The sequence below is a fragment of the Algoriphagus terrigena DSM 22685 genome, from assembly GCF_000429445.1.
Lineage (GTDB): Bacteria > Bacteroidota > Bacteroidia > Cytophagales > Cyclobacteriaceae > Algoriphagus > Algoriphagus terrigena.
The window spans coordinates 26,655-47,336 of record NZ_AUBW01000021.1 but is presented as its reverse complement, the minus strand read 5'-3'; the positions used below and the strand labels follow the sequence as shown (position 1 = coordinate 47,336).

Annotated in this window: 19 protein-coding genes; all 19 read left to right on the top strand. The window is 45.6% G+C overall.

All coding sequences use genetic code 11. The features are described from left to right. The first annotated feature begins 3 nt into the window (after positions 1-3). Positions 4-1,803 carry an ABC transporter ATP-binding protein gene (locus G459_RS0118385; RefSeq protein WP_026968956.1) on the top strand — a complete coding sequence of 600 codons (1,800 nt, stop codon included), beginning with the start codon at positions 4-6 and terminating at the stop codon, positions 1,801-1,803. A 21-nt stretch (positions 1,804-1,824) separates the two neighbouring features. After that, a complete protein-coding gene (locus G459_RS0118380) occupies positions 1,825-2,928 on the top strand; it encodes a DegT/DnrJ/EryC1/StrS family aminotransferase (RefSeq protein WP_026968955.1) in 1,104 nt (367 codons plus the stop codon). After that, positions 2,918-3,820, top strand: coding sequence for a glycosyltransferase (locus G459_RS0118375; RefSeq protein ID WP_026968954.1), 903 nt, complete (start codon positions 2,918-2,920; stop codon positions 3,818-3,820). Before G459_RS0118380 ends, G459_RS0118375 begins: the two co-directional genes overlap by 11 nt. A gap of 254 nt (positions 3,821-4,074) precedes the next feature. Then, the gene (locus G459_RS0118370; protein ID WP_169725049.1) at positions 4,075-4,989 is read left to right on the top strand and encodes a glycosyltransferase family 4 protein; all 915 of its coding nucleotides are present in this window, start codon (positions 4,075-4,077) and stop codon (positions 4,987-4,989) included. Between the two features lie 317 nt (positions 4,990-5,306). Next, positions 5,307-6,620: a hypothetical protein gene (locus tag G459_RS29100; RefSeq protein WP_051315300.1), complete on the top strand. Its 1,314-nt coding sequence runs from the start codon at positions 5,307-5,309 to the stop codon at positions 6,618-6,620. Positions 6,621-6,712: 92 nt separating this feature from the next. Then, positions 6,713-7,858 (top strand): glycosyltransferase family 4 protein, encoded by a 1,146-nt coding sequence (locus G459_RS0118360; RefSeq protein ID WP_026968952.1) that lies wholly within the window; start codon positions 6,713-6,715, stop codon positions 7,856-7,858. After that, positions 7,855-8,976: a glycosyltransferase family 4 protein gene (locus tag G459_RS0118355; RefSeq protein WP_026968951.1), complete on the top strand. Its 1,122-nt coding sequence runs from the start codon at positions 7,855-7,857 to the stop codon at positions 8,974-8,976. The genes G459_RS0118360 and G459_RS0118355 overlap by 4 nt, the downstream gene beginning before the upstream one ends. A gap of 1 nt (position 8,977) precedes the next feature. Continuing rightward, positions 8,978-9,694 (top strand): class I SAM-dependent methyltransferase, encoded by a 717-nt coding sequence (locus G459_RS0118350; RefSeq protein WP_026968950.1) that lies wholly within the window; start codon positions 8,978-8,980, stop codon positions 9,692-9,694. Beyond that, entirely contained in the window at positions 9,669-10,802 is a 1,134-nt protein-coding gene (locus G459_RS0118345; RefSeq protein ID WP_026968949.1) for a glycosyltransferase family 4 protein, read from the top strand. Before G459_RS0118350 ends, G459_RS0118345 begins: the two co-directional genes overlap by 26 nt. Next, positions 10,799-12,214: an O-antigen ligase family protein gene (locus G459_RS0118340; RefSeq protein ID WP_157373375.1), complete on the top strand. Its 1,416-nt coding sequence runs from the start codon at positions 10,799-10,801 to the stop codon at positions 12,212-12,214. Before G459_RS0118345 ends, G459_RS0118340 begins: the two co-directional genes overlap by 4 nt. After that, a complete protein-coding gene (locus G459_RS0118335) occupies positions 12,214-13,533 on the top strand; it encodes a phenylacetate--CoA ligase family protein (protein ID WP_035456373.1) in 1,320 nt (439 codons plus the stop codon). The genes G459_RS0118340 and G459_RS0118335 overlap by 1 nt, the downstream gene beginning before the upstream one ends. Beyond that, positions 13,533-14,723, top strand: a complete 1,191-nt coding sequence (locus G459_RS0118330; protein ID WP_026968946.1) for a glycosyltransferase family 4 protein — start codon at positions 13,533-13,535, stop codon at positions 14,721-14,723. Before G459_RS0118335 ends, G459_RS0118330 begins: the two co-directional genes overlap by 1 nt. Next, on the top strand, positions 14,724-15,611 hold the full coding sequence (locus G459_RS0118325; RefSeq protein WP_026968945.1) for an NAD-dependent epimerase/dehydratase family protein: 888 nt from the start codon (positions 14,724-14,726) through the stop codon (positions 15,609-15,611). A 5-nt stretch (positions 15,612-15,616) separates the two neighbouring features. Beyond that, positions 15,617-16,669 (top strand): glycosyltransferase, encoded by a 1,053-nt coding sequence (locus G459_RS0118320; protein WP_026968944.1) that lies wholly within the window; start codon positions 15,617-15,619, stop codon positions 16,667-16,669. A gap of 3 nt (positions 16,670-16,672) precedes the next feature. Further along, positions 16,673-18,529 carry an asparagine synthase (glutamine-hydrolyzing) gene (asnB, locus tag G459_RS0118315; RefSeq protein WP_026968943.1) on the top strand — a complete coding sequence of 619 codons (1,857 nt, stop codon included), beginning with the start codon at positions 16,673-16,675 and terminating at the stop codon, positions 18,527-18,529. Between the two features lie 34 nt (positions 18,530-18,563). After that, entirely contained in the window at positions 18,564-18,974 is a 411-nt protein-coding gene (locus tag G459_RS0118310; RefSeq protein WP_157373374.1) for a sugar 3,4-ketoisomerase, read from the top strand. A gap of 119 nt (positions 18,975-19,093) precedes the next feature. After that, positions 19,094-19,735 (top strand): FkbM family methyltransferase, encoded by a 642-nt coding sequence (locus tag G459_RS27880; RefSeq protein ID WP_169725048.1) that lies wholly within the window; start codon positions 19,094-19,096, stop codon positions 19,733-19,735. A 31-nt stretch (positions 19,736-19,766) separates the two neighbouring features. After that, positions 19,767-20,192: a sugar 3,4-ketoisomerase gene (locus G459_RS0118300; RefSeq protein WP_035456372.1), complete on the top strand. Its 426-nt coding sequence runs from the start codon at positions 19,767-19,769 to the stop codon at positions 20,190-20,192. Further along, positions 20,189-20,647 carry an acyltransferase gene (locus G459_RS0118295; RefSeq protein WP_026968940.1) on the top strand — a complete coding sequence of 153 codons (459 nt, stop codon included), beginning with the start codon at positions 20,189-20,191 and terminating at the stop codon, positions 20,645-20,647. The genes G459_RS0118300 and G459_RS0118295 overlap by 4 nt, the downstream gene beginning before the upstream one ends. Positions 20,648-20,682: the final 35 nt, after the last annotated feature.

Below are 20,682 nucleotides of genomic sequence, written 5' to 3'. Positions count from 1 at the left end.
AAATTGATAAAATATTTCAGGCAGCAGCTCCGGCATTTTATATTTTTTCATTCCTATCTCGGCAGCAGGGTCTTCGTCCTTCTTTTTCTAAGTCTCCTCACCGGATTCTTGGATGGGTTTGGCTTGGCGATGTTTATCCCTCTGATTCAGGTAGCTGGGGAGGAGTCAGTCGATGATTCCCAAGTTTCCGAATCTCTGGGGATTCTAAAGTTTCTCGTTACCGGAATTACCAAGGCGGGTTTTGAGTTAACCCCGCTGGTTATTCTTTCTTTTCTGTTTGTCATCTTTTTGGCCAAGGGACTGATAAAGTATCTGGAGGGCCATTACAAGGTCAATGTGCAGATGTTTTTTGTGAAGAAGATCCGGTATCAGATGGTGGACTCCCTCGGGAATATGGCGTTCCGTAATTTTCTTAAGCTGGACGCTGGTAGAGTACAGAACACGCTCTCTGGAGAAATATACAAGATTGTCTCAGCCTATGTGGCGTATTTCAATACTCTCCAGTCTGCAGTACTGCTACTTGTGTATCTCATTCTGGCTTTGATGGCCAATTTCGAGTTTGCCATCTTGGTCAGCATAGGCGGGTATTTGACAAATTTCATCTACAAGATCATCTACCGACACACCGAGACAGCCTCCGTCAACAACAGCAAACTCAGCCATAAATACCAAAGCTTGCTTATCCAGGCGGTACAATACTTCAAGTACCTCAAGGCCACTAGTTATTTTGAAACCTATAAGCTCAAGCTGAGATCTTATGTAGACCAGATTGAAGAGGAACAAAAGAAGATTGGGATTTTCAACGCCATCCTACAGGCCTCCCGGGAGCCACTTGTAATCGGAGTGGTGATTTTGGTGATCATCGTCCAAATCAATGTCTTGGACGGTAACATTGCCGCCATCTTCCTCAGTCTCCTTTTCTTTTATCGGGCCCTGAATTACATCATGTTGGTGCAAACAGGCTGGCAGGCATTTACATCCAATTTAGGTGGCTTGCATGTTGGCGTTGAGCTTTTGAATGATTTTGAAAATGGTTTGGAGGTGAACAGTGGTACTCAAAAGGCTGAATCTGTCCGAACCATCACCTTGACGGATGTCTCCTTTGGGTACAATCCCCAAAACGCCATTCTCAAGGGAATCAACCTGACGATCGAAGACAACCGTACCTACGCGCTGGTCGGTAGAAGCGGTAGCGGAAAAACCACCTTGACAAACATCCTGGCAGGTTTAATTGAGCCTTCTTCGGGTACATTCTCGATCAACGGAATTCAAAGGGAGGATGTTGATTTAGCATCATTTAGAAAAAGAATAGGCTATATCACACAGGAAGCTGTCATCTTTAATGATACCCTGTTCAATAATATTTCTTTCTGGGCAGACCAGAATTTGGAAAATATAGAAAGATTCAGAAAAGCAGCTCAGTTGGCTCATTTGGAAGAGTTGATTGAATCTTTGCCTGAAAAGGAAGATACCTTACTTGGAGACAACGGCATATTGATCAGCGGTGGGCAAAAGCAAAGAATCTCCATTGCCCGCGAACTGTTTAAAGAGGTCGATCTATTGATTTTTGACGAGGCTACCTCTGCGCTGGACAGTGAGACGGAAAAAAGTATCCAGGAAAACATCGAATCACTTAAGGGAAGCTGCCATATCATCCTTATTGCCCACCGGCTCAGCACGGTAAAGAATGCAGACGAAATCTTGGTCATGAACAATGGCCTGATAGAAGCAAGCGGAAGCTTTTCCGAATTGATGAACTCCAACCCCAGATTTAAAACCATGGTGGAACTCCAGGAGTTCTAACCTGTCCGATTTTCAATTCCTATGATTCCGTTCTTGGATTTAAAGAAGATTAACCTTGCGCATGCCCAGGAATTGGAGCAGGCAATGATTGACGTATTACACAACGGCTGGTATATCAAGGGCCAGCAGGTTTCGGCATTTGAAAAGGCATTTGCCGCCTATTGTGGCACATCCCACTGCGTAGGTGTGGCAAATGGTCTGGATGCGTTGATCTTGATCTTTCGAGCATACATTGAAATGGGACTACTTAAGCCTGGCGATGAGGTGCTAGTTCAGGCAAACACATACATAGCGTCCATCCTGTCAATTACCGAATGCGGTCTTGTTCCGGTTTTTGTCGAGCCAGATCAGGATACCTTTAACTTGTCTCTGGATCGCGTAGTCGAAGCGATCAGTCCCAAAACCAAGGCAATCCTCGCAGTCCATCTCTATGGGAAATTATGTCCAATGAAGGAATTGGCGGAGATTACTGCCAGGCATGGGCTTTTGCTGGTAGAAGATTGTGCGCAGTCCCACGGAGCCAAGGATGCCAGAGGCCTGAAAGCTGGAAATTTGAGTAATGCGGCAGGTTTTTCCTTTTATCCGGGCAAGAACCTCGGGGCTTTGGGAGATGCTGGGGCAGTCACCACCAACGACACAGTACTGGCAGAACTCGTTGCGACAATCGGAAATTACGGCAGCCAGAAAAAGTATCTCAATCGCTACAAAGGTGTAAATTCCAGACTGGACGAGCTCCAGGCCGGGATCTTGAATGTAAAGCTGAAATATATCGACCGGGAAAACAACAAAAGAAGAGAGATAGCGGCCCTGTACTCGGAGAGGATCAATAATATAAAAATCAAACTGCCGACATGGGACAGATCTTTAGAAGATCACGTGTTTCATCTTTATGTCGTCCAGGTGGAAGACCGTGCGGATCTCATCACATACCTGGATTCGAATGGGATTCAATCCTTGATCCATTATCCTATCCCTTTTCACAAGCAGGAGGCCTATGCTGAGTATAAAGATCTTTCGCTGCCTATCACCGAGAAAATCCATCAGCATATCCTGAGCATACCCATCAGTCCCGTGATGGACGATACCGAAGTACAGACTGTGATTCGTGTACTGAATGAGTATTGATCCTGTAGAGACCCGAAGCCTCCCGCTTGTTACGCTGCTTGCCATTGCCTACAACCATGAGAAATTCCTGGTCGAGACCTTGGACAGTATCTTGCGGCAGGATTATCCCAACCTTGAACTGATTGTTATGGATGCGGCCTCTTCTGACAAGAGCGCCGAATCGATCAAAAGTTGGGTGAAGGATAAATCTCTTCCTATACAAACTGTCTTTCAGACTACTACTAAGACCATCACCCAAAACGCCAATGAAGGCCTGGCTCTGGCATCCGGCAGATACTTCCAGATCATCAGTTGCGACGATGTCCTCGAGCCCTCAAAGATATCCAGGCAGGTGGACGTATTCCTCAATTCCGACGAAAGATTGGCCGTAGTGTACTGCGACGCGATCAAGATCGACGAAAACGGAAAAGAACTCAAGGGGCCGTCCTTCTTCGAAGAGCGGGGATGGACTTTCCAATCACAGCTTCCGGCCGGGTGCATCTTCCCGATGCTTCTGCAGGACTATTTCATCGTCGCACCGACGGTGCTGGTCGACTTACATAAGGTCAAAGCCTTGGGAGGGTACAATCCGAAATCCATGATGGAAGACTTGGACCTCTTTCTGAGGTTATCCCAAGACTTCTCCTTTAAGGGGATTTTCTTCCAGGGAGTTCGTTATCGGATACTGCAAACTTCTTTGCTGCGATCTTCATCTGCCGATAAAAAGCAGATGAACCGGCTTATGCTGTATTCCGGATTTATCGGCCAGAAAGGAGACTGGGACCGCTACATAGCAAACCAGTATCTCATTGCGAAGAAATCAGGATCAATTTATTACCGTTTTCTATTTAACCTAAATAGGATGATAATCAAAGTAGTACTGGATAGGGTAAAGCAGCTTTCTGGAAATTGAACTCCCCAAAGAAAAAAATTCTCTTTATTCTCCCGGAATTGGCGGGCCCCGGAGGTATGGAACTTGAGAATTTAGGCTTTATTGACGCTGTTCGGGAGCAGCCAAATCTAGAGGTTAGTGTTTTGAATTTTTACCGCAACCCGGAATTTTTCAAGAACCCTGGCTTCATTTCGTTACACTTGACTGCCTTAGAAAAACTTGGATTGTTTTTTTCGATCCGCTTTCTAAAGATCTTTCTAAAGTCAGGATGTAAGATGGACCGCAGTCTGGCCAATCTTTCGGTTAATTTCCCTGAAGTTTTGGAAGAATTTTTACAGAAAGCTTTGGATTCTTGCACGCTCTGTTTCGCGGGCATTCGGCCGGGTAATCTACTTCACCTTGTCCATGACTTAGCAGTCAAGTCCCGAAAGCCTTTTGCCTACCATGAGGTTTCAAAGTTCAATCCCAAGCATCATCAGTTTTTTGAAAAGGTGAATTCATACGGTACATTTTTGATTTCCGGTATTGAAAAAAAGGAGGATCTTCTGAAGCTTTTCCCGGCGGCAAAGATTCTGGAGATTCATCAATGGCTTTATGATGGTCAAGAAGCATTCTTGAATATACCCCATCCGGATCCTCACAGGATGGTTTTTGGGACCCTATCACGTTTGGATTTTGGAAAAAATTTTGAAGTGGTGTTTGAGGCGCTGGCGATCTTGAAAAAACAGGGAATGAAGCTCCAATTCCTATTGTTTGGCGACGGTCCCGAACTTCCGAAATTGAAACGCCTGGCAGTGACCCTTGACATTGGTTCTTTCATACATTTCCGCGGAGCAATTAAATTGGAAGATCGAAGCGAGGTATATGCACAAGTGGATGTCTGTCTGATGAGCTCGATCGTCGAAGGCGGGCCCGTAACCATCTTGGAAGCTATGGCATCGGGTCGACCTGCCATCTCTACTAACGTAGGCGACGTCCGGAATCGAATTGAAACTGGATTTAATGGGTATATTCTTGAGTCAGCTACTGATCCTGCGGAGCTGGCTGAGAAAATGTCACATTACCTAAACCAACCCGAATTGGTACTTCAACATGGCAAAAACGCGAGGTTAAAATTCATTAGGGAATTTGATCAGGTGAAAGGTAAAGAGCTCTTTTTAAAAGCGATACATCACCTGATACCAAACTGAACTGGAGTGAACACGAGCTCGGAAATCGAAGAAAACCCGCACTCGAATCCGATGTTAACCCTATTGCAGATGATAGAGTAGTTGGTGTGAACTAGCCGAAGTTGGCATCCTTGTCACAAACTGCTGGTTATCCTGAAGTCTTCTAAGCTGCATACCTCGTCTGAAACCTGAACTATCATCCCGAGCCGTCACTTACTAAATAGAACTTGAAACGAAGAAAGATACTTTTTGCTGTTCCCGATGGCATAGGGATCAGGAATTACCTCTATTCCGACATAATTTCCTATCTCCACGGGGCCGGGTTCGAAATCTGTCTGATGCACAGTCTAGATCCTGAGTTGATCCAGTTGGTGAATAGCCGGCTCGAGGTCCCAGTCCAACAGCTCGAGTTTAAGACGTTTCCGGAAAGTAAAGTCCAAACCTTCTTTCGTGAGGCAACGACCTTCGCCAGGCTGAAGTCCAGTGTCGCGAGAAAATGCAATCCCACACTACTGAATAATTGGTCCAGGAGAAAAAGCAGCTGGTCCAAGCGCGTCTTTTATTTTTTTACCGAACTGTTTGGCAATCGGTTGAAAACCTACGAGTCAATCCGTTTTTTTGAATCAGAGATTGAAAGGCACTGGACAGGCAATCCGGCGATTGCCCACTATCGCAAGGTATTGCGGGAAGTCAATCCAGATCTGATTTTCATTACACACCAGCGGGTTCCTACGTTGATTCCTTTTTGCCTTGCTGCTTCTTTGGAAAAGATTAAAACAATCTCAGCTATCTTTTCCTGGGATAACATACCCAAGGCGAGGCTGCCAATCAGAACTGACTTTTATGCGGTCTGGTCTGATTATATGAAAGCCGAGGTGCTGGACTATTATCCGGAAATTAGCCCGGAAAGGATATTTGTCACGGGTACCCCCCAATTCGATTTCTATTCCAAGGAAGATCTGATTATTCCACGCGAGAGCTTTGCAAGAAAGTACGGGCTTGATACTGATAAAAAGTGGGTTCTATTTTCAGGGGATGACGTGATGACCTCTCCACATGATCCTGAATATCTAAGAGATGTTGCCGAAGCATTGACGTCCAAGCCGGAAATTCAGATCTTATTCAGACAGGTTCCCGTCACGAGCGCTGAGCGCTATCAGAACGTTCTTGATGAATATCCCAACGTCATCCACGTTCCCCCTCTTTGGAAAAAAGGTGCTTTCTGGACCAGCTTTTTCCCGCTATTTGAAGATGTTCAACTCCTGATGAACTTGTGTCACCATTGTGAAACGGTCCTCAATATTGGCTCGACGATGGCCCTTGATTTCGCCTTTTTTGATAAACCCGGGATTTTCTTGAAATATGACACGGTACCAGATCCCAACTGGTCAACATCAGTTGTGTATCAGTTTCAGCATTTTCGCTCGATGGAACAGCTGGATGCGGTACTTTCAGTAGGAAGTAAGGAAGAAATTCTTGATAAGGTTTCCCTTGCCATCATGTCTCCAGGACTTGTTGCTGTCGACAGAAGTAAATGGAAAGACAGGATTGTCAAAACAGACCAACCTGCAGCGATAGAACTGCTAAACTTGATCCAGCGGCTGTTTCCGGCTTCCGTTCATCCCGATGCACTTGAGAAAAAATCACTTTGATAAAAGACAGCACGCTTCCTTCAAATTCCTATTCAAACTGTCGGAAATTCCTATCAATATCCCTCCGATCGGTATTCCATCTGATTTAGTCCATGCACATCTGTTTTATTACCAGTGAATATCCAAAAGTTGGCTATCCCCATGGAGGAGTAGGGACTTTCATACAGATCCTTGCGCGGAATTTGGTCAAAAGTGGCGTGAAAGTTTCTGTTGTCGGAATGAACTATACGGACGGCAATGAGTGTGTCGAGGATGAAGGAGTGAAAGTCTACCGGCTAAAACCGAGGAGGCTAAAGCCAATCACCTGGTATCTTGCAAACAAGGCCATTAATTCACAGATCAGGGAGATTCATCAAGAGAAAAAAATCGATGTGGTGGAGTCGACTGAACTTGGTCTTGCTTTCGTCGAAAAGTTACCTGGTATATCCTATGTAATCCGGATGAACGGAGGCCATCATTTCTTCGCAGAATCAGAAAATCGAGGAATAGACCTTTGGAAAGGATTTCAGGAAAGGCGTTCGTTCGATAAGGCAGATGTTGTGTTCGGAGTCAGTGAGTATGTGTTGGACCATACCGGAAAGTATCTCGATTTTTCGGGAAAAAAAGGTCCGGTGATCTTCAATCCTGCCAATCTCACCAATTTTTATAAGGCTGATCCAGAGAAGACAGTACCAGGCAGACTGTTTTTTGCCGGTACAGTCTGTGAGAAGAAGGGTGTGCGGCAATTGGTTCAGGCAATTCCAAAGATCAGGGAGAGATTTCCCGAAACTCATCTGTTTATTGCAGGGCGGGATTGGAAGTTCCCGGACGGATCCTCTTATATCGCCTTTCTGGAAAAGCAGGTGATTACGGCAGAGATCGCGCCTCATGTCACCTTTTTGGGATCGGTTGCCAATACTAAACTGCCCCAATTGATCGAAGAGGCTGAGCTATGCATCTATCCTTCGCATATGGAAGCCATGCCTTTGGCGTGGATCGAAGTATTGAGTATGGGCAAGGCGTTTTTAGCGAGCAAGCTTGGCCCCGGCCCAGAGGTAATTCAGGACGGGGTTACCGGTAGACTTTGTAACCCGCTATCGCCTGATGATATAGCCGAAAAAGCGATCGAAATGCTTTCAAACAAGCAGGAGTCATTGGCAATGGGACTGGCGGGTAGAAAAGATGTCTTGGAAAGATTTGATATAAGAGTCCTCCTAAAACAGAATATGGAGTTCTATTCTTCCGTTTTCGGTCGATGACTTTTTTGATTGTCACCCACGTGGTCCACAAATCGCTCGACGGCAAGATCTATGGCTATGCACCCTACATCCGGGAAATGAATCTATGGATTCCGTCTTTTTCAAAAGTGATCCTGATTGCGCCAATCTTGGAAGGCCTGCAACCGAACCCAATCGAAATTCCCTACGAATATCCAAACATTGAGGCAGTTGCTGTCCACGAAATCGATCTGACCCATAGCTTGACCGCCGCTAGGAGCTTCTGGGCGTTACCCCGAATTGTTTTTAAGCTGGCAAAGGCAATGAATCAAGCTGACCACATTCATTTGCGTTGTCCTGGAAATATGGGGCTTTTAGGATGTCTGGTGCAGATTCTTTTTCCTGCTAAAAAGAAGACTGCCAAATATGCTGGAAACTGGGATCCTAAAAGTGATCAGCCCTTTACCTATAAGTTGCAGCAGAAAATACTAAACAATCCGCTCTTGACCAAGAATATGAAAGCCTTGGTCTATGGCAACTGGCCCGGGACATCCGATAATATTCTTCCTTTTTTTACTGCGACCTATTCGGAGTCAGAGATTGAAGAGAAAGAAAAAAGCTTCCCTGCACCCGGAGAGCCTCTCAGGCTAATCTTTGTGGGAAGTTTGGTGTCCGGAAAAAATCCAATGGTTGCGCTGGAATCGCTCAAACTGCTGGTAGCCCAAGGGTTCGACGTGCACTTAGACGTGTGTGGAAGCGGAGCCCAAGAGGGATTTTTGAGGGAATTTATCCGCGAAAATCAGCTCGCTCCTTACGTTACCCTGCATGGCAACGTAGATGCCGCGACATTGAAAAAATACTACCAAAACGCACATTTCCTTATATTTTTGTCAGACAGCGAAGGATGGCCTAAAGTTGTAGCGGAAGCCATGTTTTTTGGATGCCTGCCGATCACCACTTCGGTATCTTGTGTACCGGATATGCTCGGGTTTGGCCAACGGGGAGATTTAATTCAAAAAGAACCACAACAGGTGTATCGAGTGATTGAATATTATACCGGGAACCCAGAGGCTTATCGAAATAAGTCAAACAAGGCCAGAGAATGGTCGAATCACTATACCTTGGAGTTGTTTCAATCTGAAATTTTGAAGTTAGTATAACATGTACAAAGAAGGGGTTTATTTCTCTGACATTACCCGACACCAAGAAGATTCTGATTACAAAGTCAGGGCGATTTCCCGGTTGCTTTTTCCTATTCTTTCTTTTCAGAAAATTCCCGTGAGCTCCTATGCCGATGTCGGCTGTGGCTCCGGTGGTGTCATCAAAGCAATGAAAGCACAATTGGATGGCTTAGGATTTCAGACCAAAAAAATCGAGGGTTTTGATATTTCACCCCATGTGGACCGACTTGAACAGGAGGGAATCGTCTTCAAAATGGCTGATTTCGCCACAGAGGGGGAAGTGATGGATTTGGTGACTCTGACAGACGTGTTTGAACATGTCACAGATCCGGTCAACTTCATCTCAAGTGTTTCAAAAAAAGCCAGGATTATTGCCTTTCACATCCCTTTGGATGACTGTCTTAGTGTGAACTTTCGCAATCTCCAACGGGCAAAGATCAAGAACCCGGGACATTTGATCTTTTTGAACACCAACTCTGCTCTAAATATGATTACCCAATCAGGCCTCAAAATCCTTGACTACGATTATTCCCTCGAAACTTTGTCTGCGCCCTCAAACAATGAAACCACGCTGCAGAAAATAGCTGCTCCCTTCAAGATGTTGATTTGTAAGATTAGTCCTTGGTTGTTGGCGAAGATATTTGGATTCAGTTTGGTAGTCATTGCTGAAAATGAAAGCTTTTCCGTCTCTGAATAAGCAGGTTAAAGTCGTTCAGATGGTGGACTCACTGGACTTGGGAGGCACGGAGAGAATGTCCGTTAACATTTCCAATGCTTTGCCGGACTACGGGTTTGAAAGCCATCTCTTGGTTACCCGAAGACTCGGAGGGCTGGCTTCCTTTGTCCAAGAAAAAGTCAACTTGAAAGCGTTTAATAAGAAAAGTAAACTCGATCTGGTGGCTTTTTGGGGTATGCTGAGATACCTTAGAAAATTGGAGCCAGACATCTTACATGTGCATCAAACCTCGATTTTTTGGGCAATTTTACTCAAGCCTTTCCTTCCGGGGATCAAATTGATCTGGCATGACCATTTTGGGCAAAGCGAAATGCTGGAAGCATATCCGAGGAAGGAAATGGATTGGATGATGCCCTACGTTGATTCAGTGATAACAGTCAATGACCTGATAAATAGCTATTGGAAAGTGCGTTTTCCGGATAGAGCCGGAGACATCTTTTATTTGCCAAATTTCCCTGAGTTTCTAGAAGTGCAAAGGAAGTCAGCTCAGAATGTCTCGGTAAAAATCATCAACATTGCCAACATCAGAAGGCAAAAAGATCAATTGACGCTTCTGGATGCATTGGACATAGTCCGAAGAAGAGGATATGATTTTGAGGCTTTCTTAATTGGGGAATACGTTGAGGCGGATTGGCTTGAGCTGATACAAAAGAGAATAGCCGAACTTGGCTTGGAGAAAGCAGTTCAACTGGCGGGTCCGGTCACCCAACTCATCCCTTTTCTGGAGACAGCGGACATCGGAGTTTTAAGCTCGGAGTCGGAAGGCTTGCCGGTTGCACTATTAGAGTACGGAATGGCATCTCTTCCTACTGTTTCGACAGATGTCGGTCAATGTGGGCAGGTCTTGGGGCATGGGAAGTATGGCTGGGTGATACCTCCCAGATCGCCGGTTTCCCTTGCGGACGCCCTAGAGGAGATCATCTTGAATCCTAAACTTGCCGATGCTAAAGGGATTGAATTGAAAGCCTACATTCGGAAAAATTATGGACCGGAGAATTTCATGGAGGAATACAGGGAGATTTTATCCCGGCTGGAAAGTAAACCCAGAAGCAAACTCGAAGCGATATGATTAAGCGGATTATTCTCTCCCACGACCATGTCTTCTGGACAATCCTCCACGTGCTGTTGGGGATTGTGTCGGCGCTAACCCCTTATGGGCTGATTCTATGGTTTTACTTGGTAGTGGGGACGTCTGTTTACACAATAATCAGAGTCAAAAGTATCTTCCCATATATCGCCTTCATCACCTATCTGACGTCCTTCGAGTTGCTGGCGAGGATGTCCCAGACATCGCCATTTATCCCCTATGAACTGGGTAAATACTTACTTTTTTGTATGCTGGTATTTGGAGTGATCAAATACGGGTATAAAAACTACTTGGGTTTGATCATGGTGTTGCTGTTAATGCCCGCAATATTTTTTGACCTTTCTGGCAAGGTCGATCGCCAAGCAATCGTGTTTAATTTGTTAGGTCCAGTGAACGTGGGTTTGGCGGTATGGTTTTTTTACGGCAAGAACCTCACAAAAGCGCAACTGATCAAGCTCCTACGCATCAGCCTTTTTCCGCTGATAGCGGTTCTTTCATCGACCATCTTCAAAACCCCATCGTACGATGACCTAGAGTTTAGCCTGGGTGCAAATTTTGCCACCAGTGGTGGTGGAGGTTCCAATCAGGTGTCGACACTTCTTGGCATAGGAATATTTGTCAGCTTCCTTTTTTTGATCAATAAATGGAAGATCACGGGCTATCGCATTGCAGACTTCTTTTTGTTCTTTCTCTTTGGTTTTCAGGGCTTGTTGACATTTTCGAGGGGTGGCATTATCGGTGGAATCTTAGGGATTTTAATTATCCTCTTTTATGTGCTATTGAGTGCCGAATCGGAGAAAAGGCGTTATAAGCTTCCTAAATTGGGCAGGATTTTAGTATTGTCAATTATCCTCCTGATGCTGACCTTTCAGGTGGCTGACACTTTGACTGGGGGATTGTTGGGTCTTAGATATTTGGGAGAGACAGAGGGCACCTTGGCGGGAACTAAAGAGAAATCTATCGACTCGATCACCACAGGCCGATTCAATATTTCCATGGAGGATCTCGAGCTTTGGGAAGAAAATGTGTTGTTTGGAGTAGGAGTGGGGGCATCTTCATTTTTGAGAGATGGTAGTCAATTCTACCTGACCCACGTAGAGCTGAGCAGGCTTCTATCCGAGCATGGAGTGTTTGGATTTTTCTATTTTTTAATCCTGATGTTTTTGATGTTTCGTCTTTTCCGATCCAAAAAATCCCCCATGGAAAAGGGGATATTGGTTGCTTTTTTTATGATAGCGATCTACACCACCTTCCATGCCGCAATGAGGACCTATCTTACGCCATTGTTTATTGGACTGAGTCTCATGGAGATCAAATTCTTAGTGAACCGACCCAGATCCATTAAAAAGGAAGTGAAAATTGACATCCACCAAAAATTCAGACCGGTTCTTTGATGCTGACCATTGAAAGATTACTCAGACTCAAGAAATATCCTTTGGATGAGGCTATAGCTGAGCTGAAGCGTCTCCAGGCACTTTCCAAAGAGGAGTATCTCCATTGGCAGGAGAAGAAGAAATGGGAGTTGGTGAGGTTTCATCACGAACACAATCCACTCTATAGAAAACTTGTCGGAAGCTATCTTCCTAACTCGTGGAATGAGCTTCCCATCGTTACCAAAAAAGACCTCCAACGAAATCCGGAGCTGTTGATTTCCGAAGGAATGAAGAAAGTTGACCTGCATCTTGGCAGCACCTCCGGTTCTTCTGGAATACCGCTGAAATTTGCTCGGGATAAATTCAGCCATGCCATCACCTGGGCACTTATCCTTGACCGTTATCATAACGTCGGCATTTCCTCCTCCGACTTACAGGCTCGATTTTTCGGGATTCCCCTCGCCAAATCCGCCTATTATCGGGAGCGGATCAAGGATCTGCTAATGAACCGATACCGGTTTGTCGTATTCGACATTTCAGATGCCGCTTTGGATGGTTTTGTACAAAAGTTCAAAACCACTCCCTTTCGGTACCTATACGGATATACCAATTCCCAACTTACTTTTGCCCGGCATCTGAAAAAGAAGGGTTTGACACTGAAGGAAATCTGCCCGACTGCAACCTGCAGTATTGTGACGAGCGAACAATGCACAGCGGAAGACAAGGTGTTTTTGGAGGATGTGTTCCAGATTCCGGTCTACAATGAATATGGAGCTGCTGAAGTCGCTTTTCTCGCCATGACCGACCCGATGGGTGTGAGACGGCTATCCAATGAAACGGTACTGACCGAAGTGTTGAACGAGGATAGAACCGAGACTGAAGAAGGCCAGACCGGCCGGTTGATATTTACCAACCTCTTTAATACCGCCATGCCCTTCATCCGGTATGAAGTCGGCGACTACGGCGCTATTCAAACTGATCCTATGCAGATTCAAGACAAGTTGATAGACCTCCAGGGCAGATTGAACGACACAGTGATGCTTCCCTCCGGCAAGGTAGCCGCTGGATTTTCCCTATACTATGTTTCCAAACATCTGATGAGTACGTTCGGATACATCCAAGAGTATCAGGTACAGCAGCTGAGCTTGAGCAAATTTCGCTTTTGCATCGTAACAGATCGGGAGCTGGATAATTCTGCTGTAAATACGATTCAGACGGCATTTGATACCTATCTGGAAAAAGGACTGGAGATAGAAGTTGAGAAGGTTCAATTTATCAACCGCGAAAAGTCCGGTAAGTTGAAGCACTTTATCTCCCATCTAAGCCAGGGCGGGAAGTAATGAAGATCCTCTATTTCTACCAATACTTTGCCACTTCGAAAGGAAGCTGGGGAACACGCGTTCATGAATTTACCCGGGAATGGGTGAAAGATGGCCATGAGGTTACTGTTGTGACCAGCGTCTACTCCAAATCAGATATCTCTTCAAAGAAGTTTATCGATACGCAGTACTTTGATGGCGTTAAAGTCATCATCATCAATGTCAGGATTGACAATCGGCAGTCCTTTTTTCAACGGGTTTTTTCTTTTTTAGCCTACTCCATCCTCTCCTGCTGGTATGCCCTGACCTATTCAACTCAAGTGGTAATAGCGTCCAGCGGGCCGATTACTGTCGGTATTCCAGGACTCCTGGCTAAGCTCATCAGAGGCAAAAAGCTGGTGTTCGAAAGCAGGGATCTATGGCCGGACGGCGCGATCGAGCTAGGAATAATCACCAATCCGCTGATGATCACGGCAGCCCGCTGGTTTGAAAAGTTATGTTACGCTTCTTCTGATCTTATCGTGGCCCTTTCTATTGGGATGGAAAAGGAAATCAGGGGGAAATCCCCAAGTCAGAATGTAATTACCGTGACCAATGCCGCCAATATTCTGCTTTTTTCGACCCCAAGATCTTTCCCCAGCCACCTTGGAATCGCTCCAAAGTCCTATGCCATCTACACCGGTAACATTGGGGAAGTCAACAATTCACTTTGGCTCCTGGAGGCAGCCAAAATCCTGAAGAAAAGAAGTTCGCCTTTGAAGATATTGATCGTAGGCGAGGGACAACAGCGCGAACTGATCGATCAACAGATTAAAGAGCATCAGCTTGATACCTTGCTGCGTTGGCCACTGATGCCTAAGGAAGATCTTGTTGCTCTGGTCCAAAACGCGATTGTTTCATTGGTACCTTTGAAGGGAACGCCGGTGCTGGATACCTCTTCACCCAATAAGTTTTTCGAATCGTTGTCAGCAGGCGTTCCTGTCGTGCAGAATACCCAAGGCTGGATGAAAGACTTTCTTATTGAGCATCAAATTGGATTCACACTTTCTCCGGACGATCCTGAAGCACTCGCGGACTTGCTTATCCATCTGGACAAGAATCCAAACCTATTGGAAGGAATGAAGGAAAAAGCATTCTCAGTATCCGCCGCAGCGTTTGACAAGAATAAGCTTGCCGATAAGATGATCACTGCAATCGAGTCAATAGCCTAGATGCGGATACTTTTGACCGGCGCAAATGGCTTTTTGGGCGGCTATCTCCAGCGGGCGCTTCAATCCCGCGGAGATCTGCTTCGGCTGGGCAGAACGGCACCGTCGGAGATTTTTGCAGACTTTTCGAAGGAAATCCCATCGATTCCCGAGGTGGACCTAGTGGTCCATGCAGCTGGCGCAGCTCATTTCCTACCGAAAACTGCAGAGGAAAAAGCACTATTTCACACCATAAACGTCCAAGGAACCGAAAAGCTTCTCCGCCGTCTTTCAGAGAACAGTCTGAAACCAAAATCTTTTGTTTTTATTAGCTCCGTGGCCGTGTATGGGCAGGAAACCGGGAAGCAGATCAACGAGGATTCACCGCTGTTGGGAAGCACTCCGTACGCGGTCAGCAAGATACTTGCTGAGCAGCTGATTCTAGACTGGGGAATAAAACACGGGGTTTCTACATATATTCTTCGCCTTCCCCTGATCGTCGGAGAGCATGCCCCGGGTAACCTGCGGGCAATGCAAAAGGCCATTCAATCAGGCTATTACTTTCGCATAGGAAAGGGTCAATCACGCAAGTCCATGGTGTTGGCAGAGGATGTGGCTGCTTTGGCTTCCAGATTGACTATCGGTGGCGGAATATACAATCTCACGGACAACGTAGACCCGAAGCTGGCGGAATTGGATACCGCCATGGCTCTACGAATCAATAAATCAGTCAAAATTATTCCGCTTTCTCTGATCAAGCCCCTTGCGATGATCGGAGATAGGATTTCTTTTTTTCCAATCAACACCTATCGACTGAAGAAGCTCACAGGTGAGTTAACCTTTGATTGCAGCAAGGCAAGACGTGAACTGAACTGGGCGCCAAAGTCTGTATTAAGCTGGTTGAGCGAATAAATGATATGATCAGGATACTGTTTTTGGGTGAAACCTACCGGGCCGATGCCAAGAGTTGGATAAAAGGAATAGAGCTTGAATCGGCTAGCCGACTGGAAACCATGGAAATCAGGAGATCCAAGACCAGATCAGGTAGGATCTTCAACGCACTGATTTTTTTTCTGGAAATTCTAAAGATACGCTTTCGGCCGAGCTATGATCTGGTGTTGGCTGAGCGAACCACCAGCTACGGGCTGTTTTGCCTGTTTGTCCCAGCCAAACTCAGGATTGTGGCCCAGCAGGGGATCACGGACGCCTACCCTGAGGAAGGTTTTTCCGGATTTTACAAAAGAATCATTCAGTGTTGGGTGTATAAACGAGTGGATTTGATCCATGCCTGGGGACATGTAATGACCTACGCGATGCTCAATTCTGGTGCTGCTCCTTACAAGATACTGGTACTGCCGAAAGGAATCAATCTGGAGCTTTATAAGTATTCTTCACACCGAGCTTCTTCAAATTCTGCCCATACGTTGATTGTAACCCGCTCGCTCTATGGCCTTTATAGGCATGAAGACATCCTCAGAGCCATCTCGCTGCTGGCAAGGCAGGGACTGAAGATAAAGGGACTACTGGTAGGAGAGGGGCCTGAAAAGCCAAAGCTGATTCAGCTAAGCAAAGAATTGGGAATAGAAGACCAAGTTACATTCACTGGCGTAATTGCAAACGACCGCCTTCCTCGGTTACTTAATGAAGCAGCATTGTATGTGGCCTATCCCACGACCGAGGGGGTATCAAGTTCTCTCTTTGAGGCCATGGCCATGGGTTGTTTTCCTATCGTGTCGGATCTTCCGGCCAATCAGGCTTTTTTGTCACAGAGAAAGAACGGTATTTTGGTTCCGGTAGGAGATGTTGCTCAGTTGGCCGAGGCTATTCGGTTTGCCGTCGAAAATCCGGAGCTGGTGAAGCACGCCATTTTGATCAATAAAGAGTATATCGACCTGCATGTTGATTTTGCAAAGAATATGAGAATTATTTACAAGAGCTATCTGGACCTGTTAGACAAAAAATCTGCTTAAAGTATGTGTGGGATTGCGGGATTTTGGAACTATCAACAGCAGCCGGCGTCTTCTGATTTAATCTTCAGAATGAGAGAAAGTCTGCATCACCGGGGACCCGACGCGGGAGCTCACTGGATAGATGGGGCACTGGCACTCGGGCACCGACGGCTCTCAATCTTAGACTTAAGCGAATCGGCAAATCAGCCTTATCACTCTCCCTGTGGCAACTATACCATGGTATTTAACGGGGAGATATTTAACTACCAATCCTTTTACCCCGAGCTGAAACAAAAGGGACATGTCTTCAAGACTACTTCCGATACCGAAGTCCTGCTCTTCTTACTGATGGAGTATGGGCTGGACTGTTTGCCCCGTCTTAACGGTTTTTTTGCTTTCGCCTTCTTTGATCACCAGGCCCAGGAGCTGATTTTGGCCCGGGACAGATTTGGTGTAAAGCCTTTGTTTTACTACCCATCCGATCACGGATTTTACTTTGCCAGTGAGGCAAAAGCATTTTTTGCAGCTGGACTGGCGAAGGAGATTCAGGAGGAAAATCTCGACGAGCTTTTTCTTTACCGGTTCAATTCGGGAAAGACATCTGTCTTCAAGAACGTCTTAAAGATACTGCCGGGACATTGGGTGAAAGTCACCGAGTCTGGAACAAGGAGCGTGACGGGCCGCTGGTTTCATTTGGGAGAACAGATTATGGCCATGCCGGAGATCAAAAATCCTTTGGAATGGTTTGAGGAGAACTTTCATCAAAGCATCAAACTGAGGATGATTGCTGATGTAAAAGTCGGCACGCTGCTTAGCGGGGGACTGGACTCCAGCAGTACGCTATTCAGTCAGCATGCACAGGGATTTACCGATTTAAGCGCATGGAACGTCGCTTTCAGCGATACGAGACATGATGAGTCCCATCTGGCCAGACAGCTGTCATCAGAATTGGGAGCGTCGTTCAATTCCTACGAGTTCCAGGAGGATGAGCTCGTGAACCTCACCCGAGACTCGATTCTTCATCATGATGAGCCCATCATGCATTTCTCCGACGGACACTTGCTTGGAATATCAAAAAAGGCGAAGGAGAAAGTTTCGGTACTTCTGAGCGGCGAAGGGGCCGATGAGATTCTGGGGGGATATGTCCGATACAAGATACACGATCGGGAAATGCGCTATCGGCTCCTGTCACTGATCAGGTTTATGCCCGACAAATGGCTGAAAAATGAGCGTCTCAGAAAGATGAAGCGCTACCTCCAAATGAATAACCGGGAGGCGGAGATCTTGATGAACGCCAACGAACTTTATCCCTCCGATCTACAGAACCTTGGTATAAATTCAGCCAAGCTCCTGGAAGAGTATAGGATCGGAATCTTGGAAGAAGCAAAGAAAGTATACCCGAAAAACCGGTACCGTCAACTTCTCTACCTGGAACAACACACCCACCTCTACACCTTAAATGACCGAAATGACAGGACGACTATGGGAGCCTCCATCGAATGCAGGGACCCGTTCCTCGATCCTAATTTAGTGGTCGGCACCGGCAGCCTCCCGGATTCCTATTTTCGAAGCAAGGGGAAAGGCAAATACCTTCTGATGAATTCTATTGGAAAACAACTCCCGGATTACATTACCAAACACCGCAAGGTTGGGCTTTCGGTTCCATGGGAAACACTAATCCTTAATCAACCCTATCTTCGAGGGATATTGGAAGATTTACCAAAATCGGGACTTTTTTCATTCAAGCCTTACTGCTATCTTGACATCAAGGGAATTGTTGCCGGGTTTAAAAAAGATCCGGTAAAATTCTATCCGATCATCCGGCAGGTATATTTTACAGCTTGGTGGTACCAGGTACATTTCGAGAAAAAAGACAGCTGAGTATCTCTCCTTACTACAAATCAGTCCTATGTCCATGAACACCAGTAACCTCATTAGTCTCCCAAGAGTATTTGATCCCCGCGGTAATCTTACCTTTATCCAATATCCAAATCAGATTCCCTTTGAGATAAAAAGGGTATTCTGGACCTACGATGTACCGGGTGGGGAACAGCGCGGAGGACATGCTTACAAGACCCAGAATGAAGTGATTGTGGCTCTCAGTGGAAGTTTTGATATGGTACAAACCATGCCAGATGGTACAAAACAGACCTTTTCACTCAACAGATCCTACAATGCATTGTTTCTTCCGGCTATGAGCTGGAGGCATTTGGATAATTTCTCTACCAATGCGATATGCCTTCACCTTTCAGACAAAGATTATGATCCAACGGATTACTTAAGGAATTTTGAAGAATTTAAGGAGTATATCAGCGGACCTTTTTAAAATTGTTTGGATGATCAGTCAAAGTCCGGTTTTGTTTCATTTTTGTTTTCGATAGAAGTCGTTAAATAATTTTTAAAAAGAATAGCTATATGTCATTGAAGAATAAGCTTAGGCTGATAGTGAATAAAAGATACCGGATATCATTTTCTAAATCCGGTGAGGATATCCAGTTGTATAAACTACTTGGAAAGTCACAGGGAATGTATCTGGACATCGGATGTTTTGAGCCGATTACCTATTCAAATACCTATCACTTCTATCTGAGGGGATGGAGTGGGATCGTTGTTGATCCCAATCCCGAACTGGCTGAAAAATTTAAGAAGATCCGGCCGAATGACACATTTGTGAACGTCGGCATATCCCAAAATCCAGGGAAGTTAAAGTATTACATGTTGCCCAGGAAGATGTCCTCAATGAATACGTTTGATTATGGATTTTTGGAGGAAAAAAATTTAACCAACCACATTGAAAAGGAAATAGAAGTTCCCCTTTTGCGGGTGGAAGATCTGGTCCAGGAGTACAAATTGCAGGGGAAGATCGATTTTATGGACGTTGATGTGGAGGGCTTGGATTATCAGGTTTTGATGTCTAACGACTGGAACTCATTCAGGCCAACTATAGTCATGGTCGAAACAGACCAGACCATAGAAGAGGATATGGAAGGTGAGGTTTATCGGCTGATGAAGTCCCTGAAATATAATCTTTTGGGAAAGATGGTTCAGACCGCCAACGGTTCTGGAAATTTGATCTTCAGTAAATGATCAGGAAAAGTTTAAATCGACCAGTTTAATAATGTTGGACAAAAAATCAATACTGAATTGTTGCCTAATCTATCTTCCAAAGCTCGGGGATCGAAACGGCCATATTACTCCGGTTACCAATTCAAAGGAGATTCCGTTTGACGTCAACCGTGTTTTCTACCTCTATGACATCCCTGGTGGAGAGTCCCGCGGTGCTCATGCCCATTACGAGTGCCATCAGTTTATGGTCGCAGTCAGTGGCGCTTTTGAAGTATTGGTTGACGACGGGAGATCAAAAAGACAGATTTTGTTGAATCGGCCGGATTGCGGGCTGTATGTGCCACCTGGGATATGGGCTTCGGAAGTCAATTTTTCTTCGGGAGCGGTTTGTCTGGTCTTGGCCTCGCATGTATACAATGAAAAGGATTATATCAGGGACTACGATGAGTTTCTGAATTTCACCAGCAGTAGGGTATGATCAGTCCATTGGCAGACGTAAAGTCAAAAAATATCGGGGAATCCACCAGGGTTTGGCAATTTTCGGTGATTCTCGAGGACGCAGTCATCGGCGAAAATTGCAATATCAACAGCCATACCTTTATCGAAAATGATGTAATGATTGGAGACAGGGTAACTGTGAAATCCGGCGTCTACATTTGGGATGGAATCCGTATTGAAGATGACGTTTTCATTGGACCAAACGTGACGTTCACAAACGACAAATACCCAAGGTCGAAACAATATCCCGAACAGTTCCAAAAGACAGTGTTAAAAAAGGGAGCATCCATAGGAGCAGGGGCCATAATCCTGGGTGGAGTTACTATCGGCGAAAAAGCAATGGTAGCTGCCGGCGCGCTCGTAACCAGGGACGTCCCTGCCAATACGTTGGTAAAAGGAAGTCCAGCACAAATCGTACGGGAAATCGAAAAGTAGGTGTCTCTGACTACGGATATGAATGCCGTACCCCA

Excerpts from the sequence above, each read along its gene's own strand:
- G459_RS0118330 (WP_026968946.1), top strand. The coding sequence starts at position 13,533 with ATGAAGATCCTCTATTTCTACCAATACTTTGCCACTTCGAAAGGAAGC.
- asnB (WP_026968943.1), top strand. The coding sequence starts at position 16,673 with ATGTGTGGGATTGCGGGATTTTGGAACTATCAACAGCAGCCGGCGTCT.
- G459_RS0118370 (WP_169725049.1), top strand. The coding sequence starts at position 4,075 with ATGGACCGCAGTCTGGCCAATCTTTCGGTTAATTTCCCTGAAGTTTTG.
- G459_RS0118340 (WP_157373375.1), top strand. The coding sequence starts at position 10,799 with ATGATTAAGCGGATTATTCTCTCCCACGACCATGTCTTCTGGACAATC.
- G459_RS0118295 (WP_026968940.1), top strand. The coding sequence starts at position 20,189 with ATGATCAGTCCATTGGCAGACGTAAAGTCAAAAAATATCGGGGAATCC.
- G459_RS0118310 (WP_157373374.1), top strand. The coding sequence starts at position 18,564 with ATGAACACCAGTAACCTCATTAGTCTCCCAAGAGTATTTGATCCCCGC.
- G459_RS0118345 (WP_026968949.1), top strand. The coding sequence starts at position 9,669 with ATGAAAGCTTTTCCGTCTCTGAATAAGCAGGTTAAAGTCGTTCAGATG.
- G459_RS0118300 (WP_035456372.1), top strand. The coding sequence starts at position 19,767 with ATGTTGGACAAAAAATCAATACTGAATTGTTGCCTAATCTATCTTCCA.
- G459_RS0118320 (WP_026968944.1), top strand. The coding sequence starts at position 15,617 with ATGATCAGGATACTGTTTTTGGGTGAAACCTACCGGGCCGATGCCAAG.
- G459_RS0118360 (WP_026968952.1), top strand. The coding sequence starts at position 6,713 with ATGCACATCTGTTTTATTACCAGTGAATATCCAAAAGTTGGCTATCCC.
- G459_RS0118375 (WP_026968954.1), top strand. The coding sequence starts at position 2,918 with ATGAGTATTGATCCTGTAGAGACCCGAAGCCTCCCGCTTGTTACGCTG.
- G459_RS0118335 (WP_035456373.1), top strand. The coding sequence starts at position 12,214 with ATGCTGACCATTGAAAGATTACTCAGACTCAAGAAATATCCTTTGGAT.
- G459_RS0118380 (WP_026968955.1), top strand. The coding sequence starts at position 1,825 with ATGATTCCGTTCTTGGATTTAAAGAAGATTAACCTTGCGCATGCCCAG.
- G459_RS0118355 (WP_026968951.1), top strand. The coding sequence starts at position 7,855 with ATGACTTTTTTGATTGTCACCCACGTGGTCCACAAATCGCTCGACGGC.
- G459_RS0118325 (WP_026968945.1), top strand. The coding sequence starts at position 14,724 with ATGCGGATACTTTTGACCGGCGCAAATGGCTTTTTGGGCGGCTATCTC.
- G459_RS0118350 (WP_026968950.1), top strand. The coding sequence starts at position 8,978 with ATGTACAAAGAAGGGGTTTATTTCTCTGACATTACCCGACACCAAGAA.
- G459_RS29100 (WP_051315300.1), top strand. The coding sequence starts at position 5,307 with ATGCACAGTCTAGATCCTGAGTTGATCCAGTTGGTGAATAGCCGGCTC.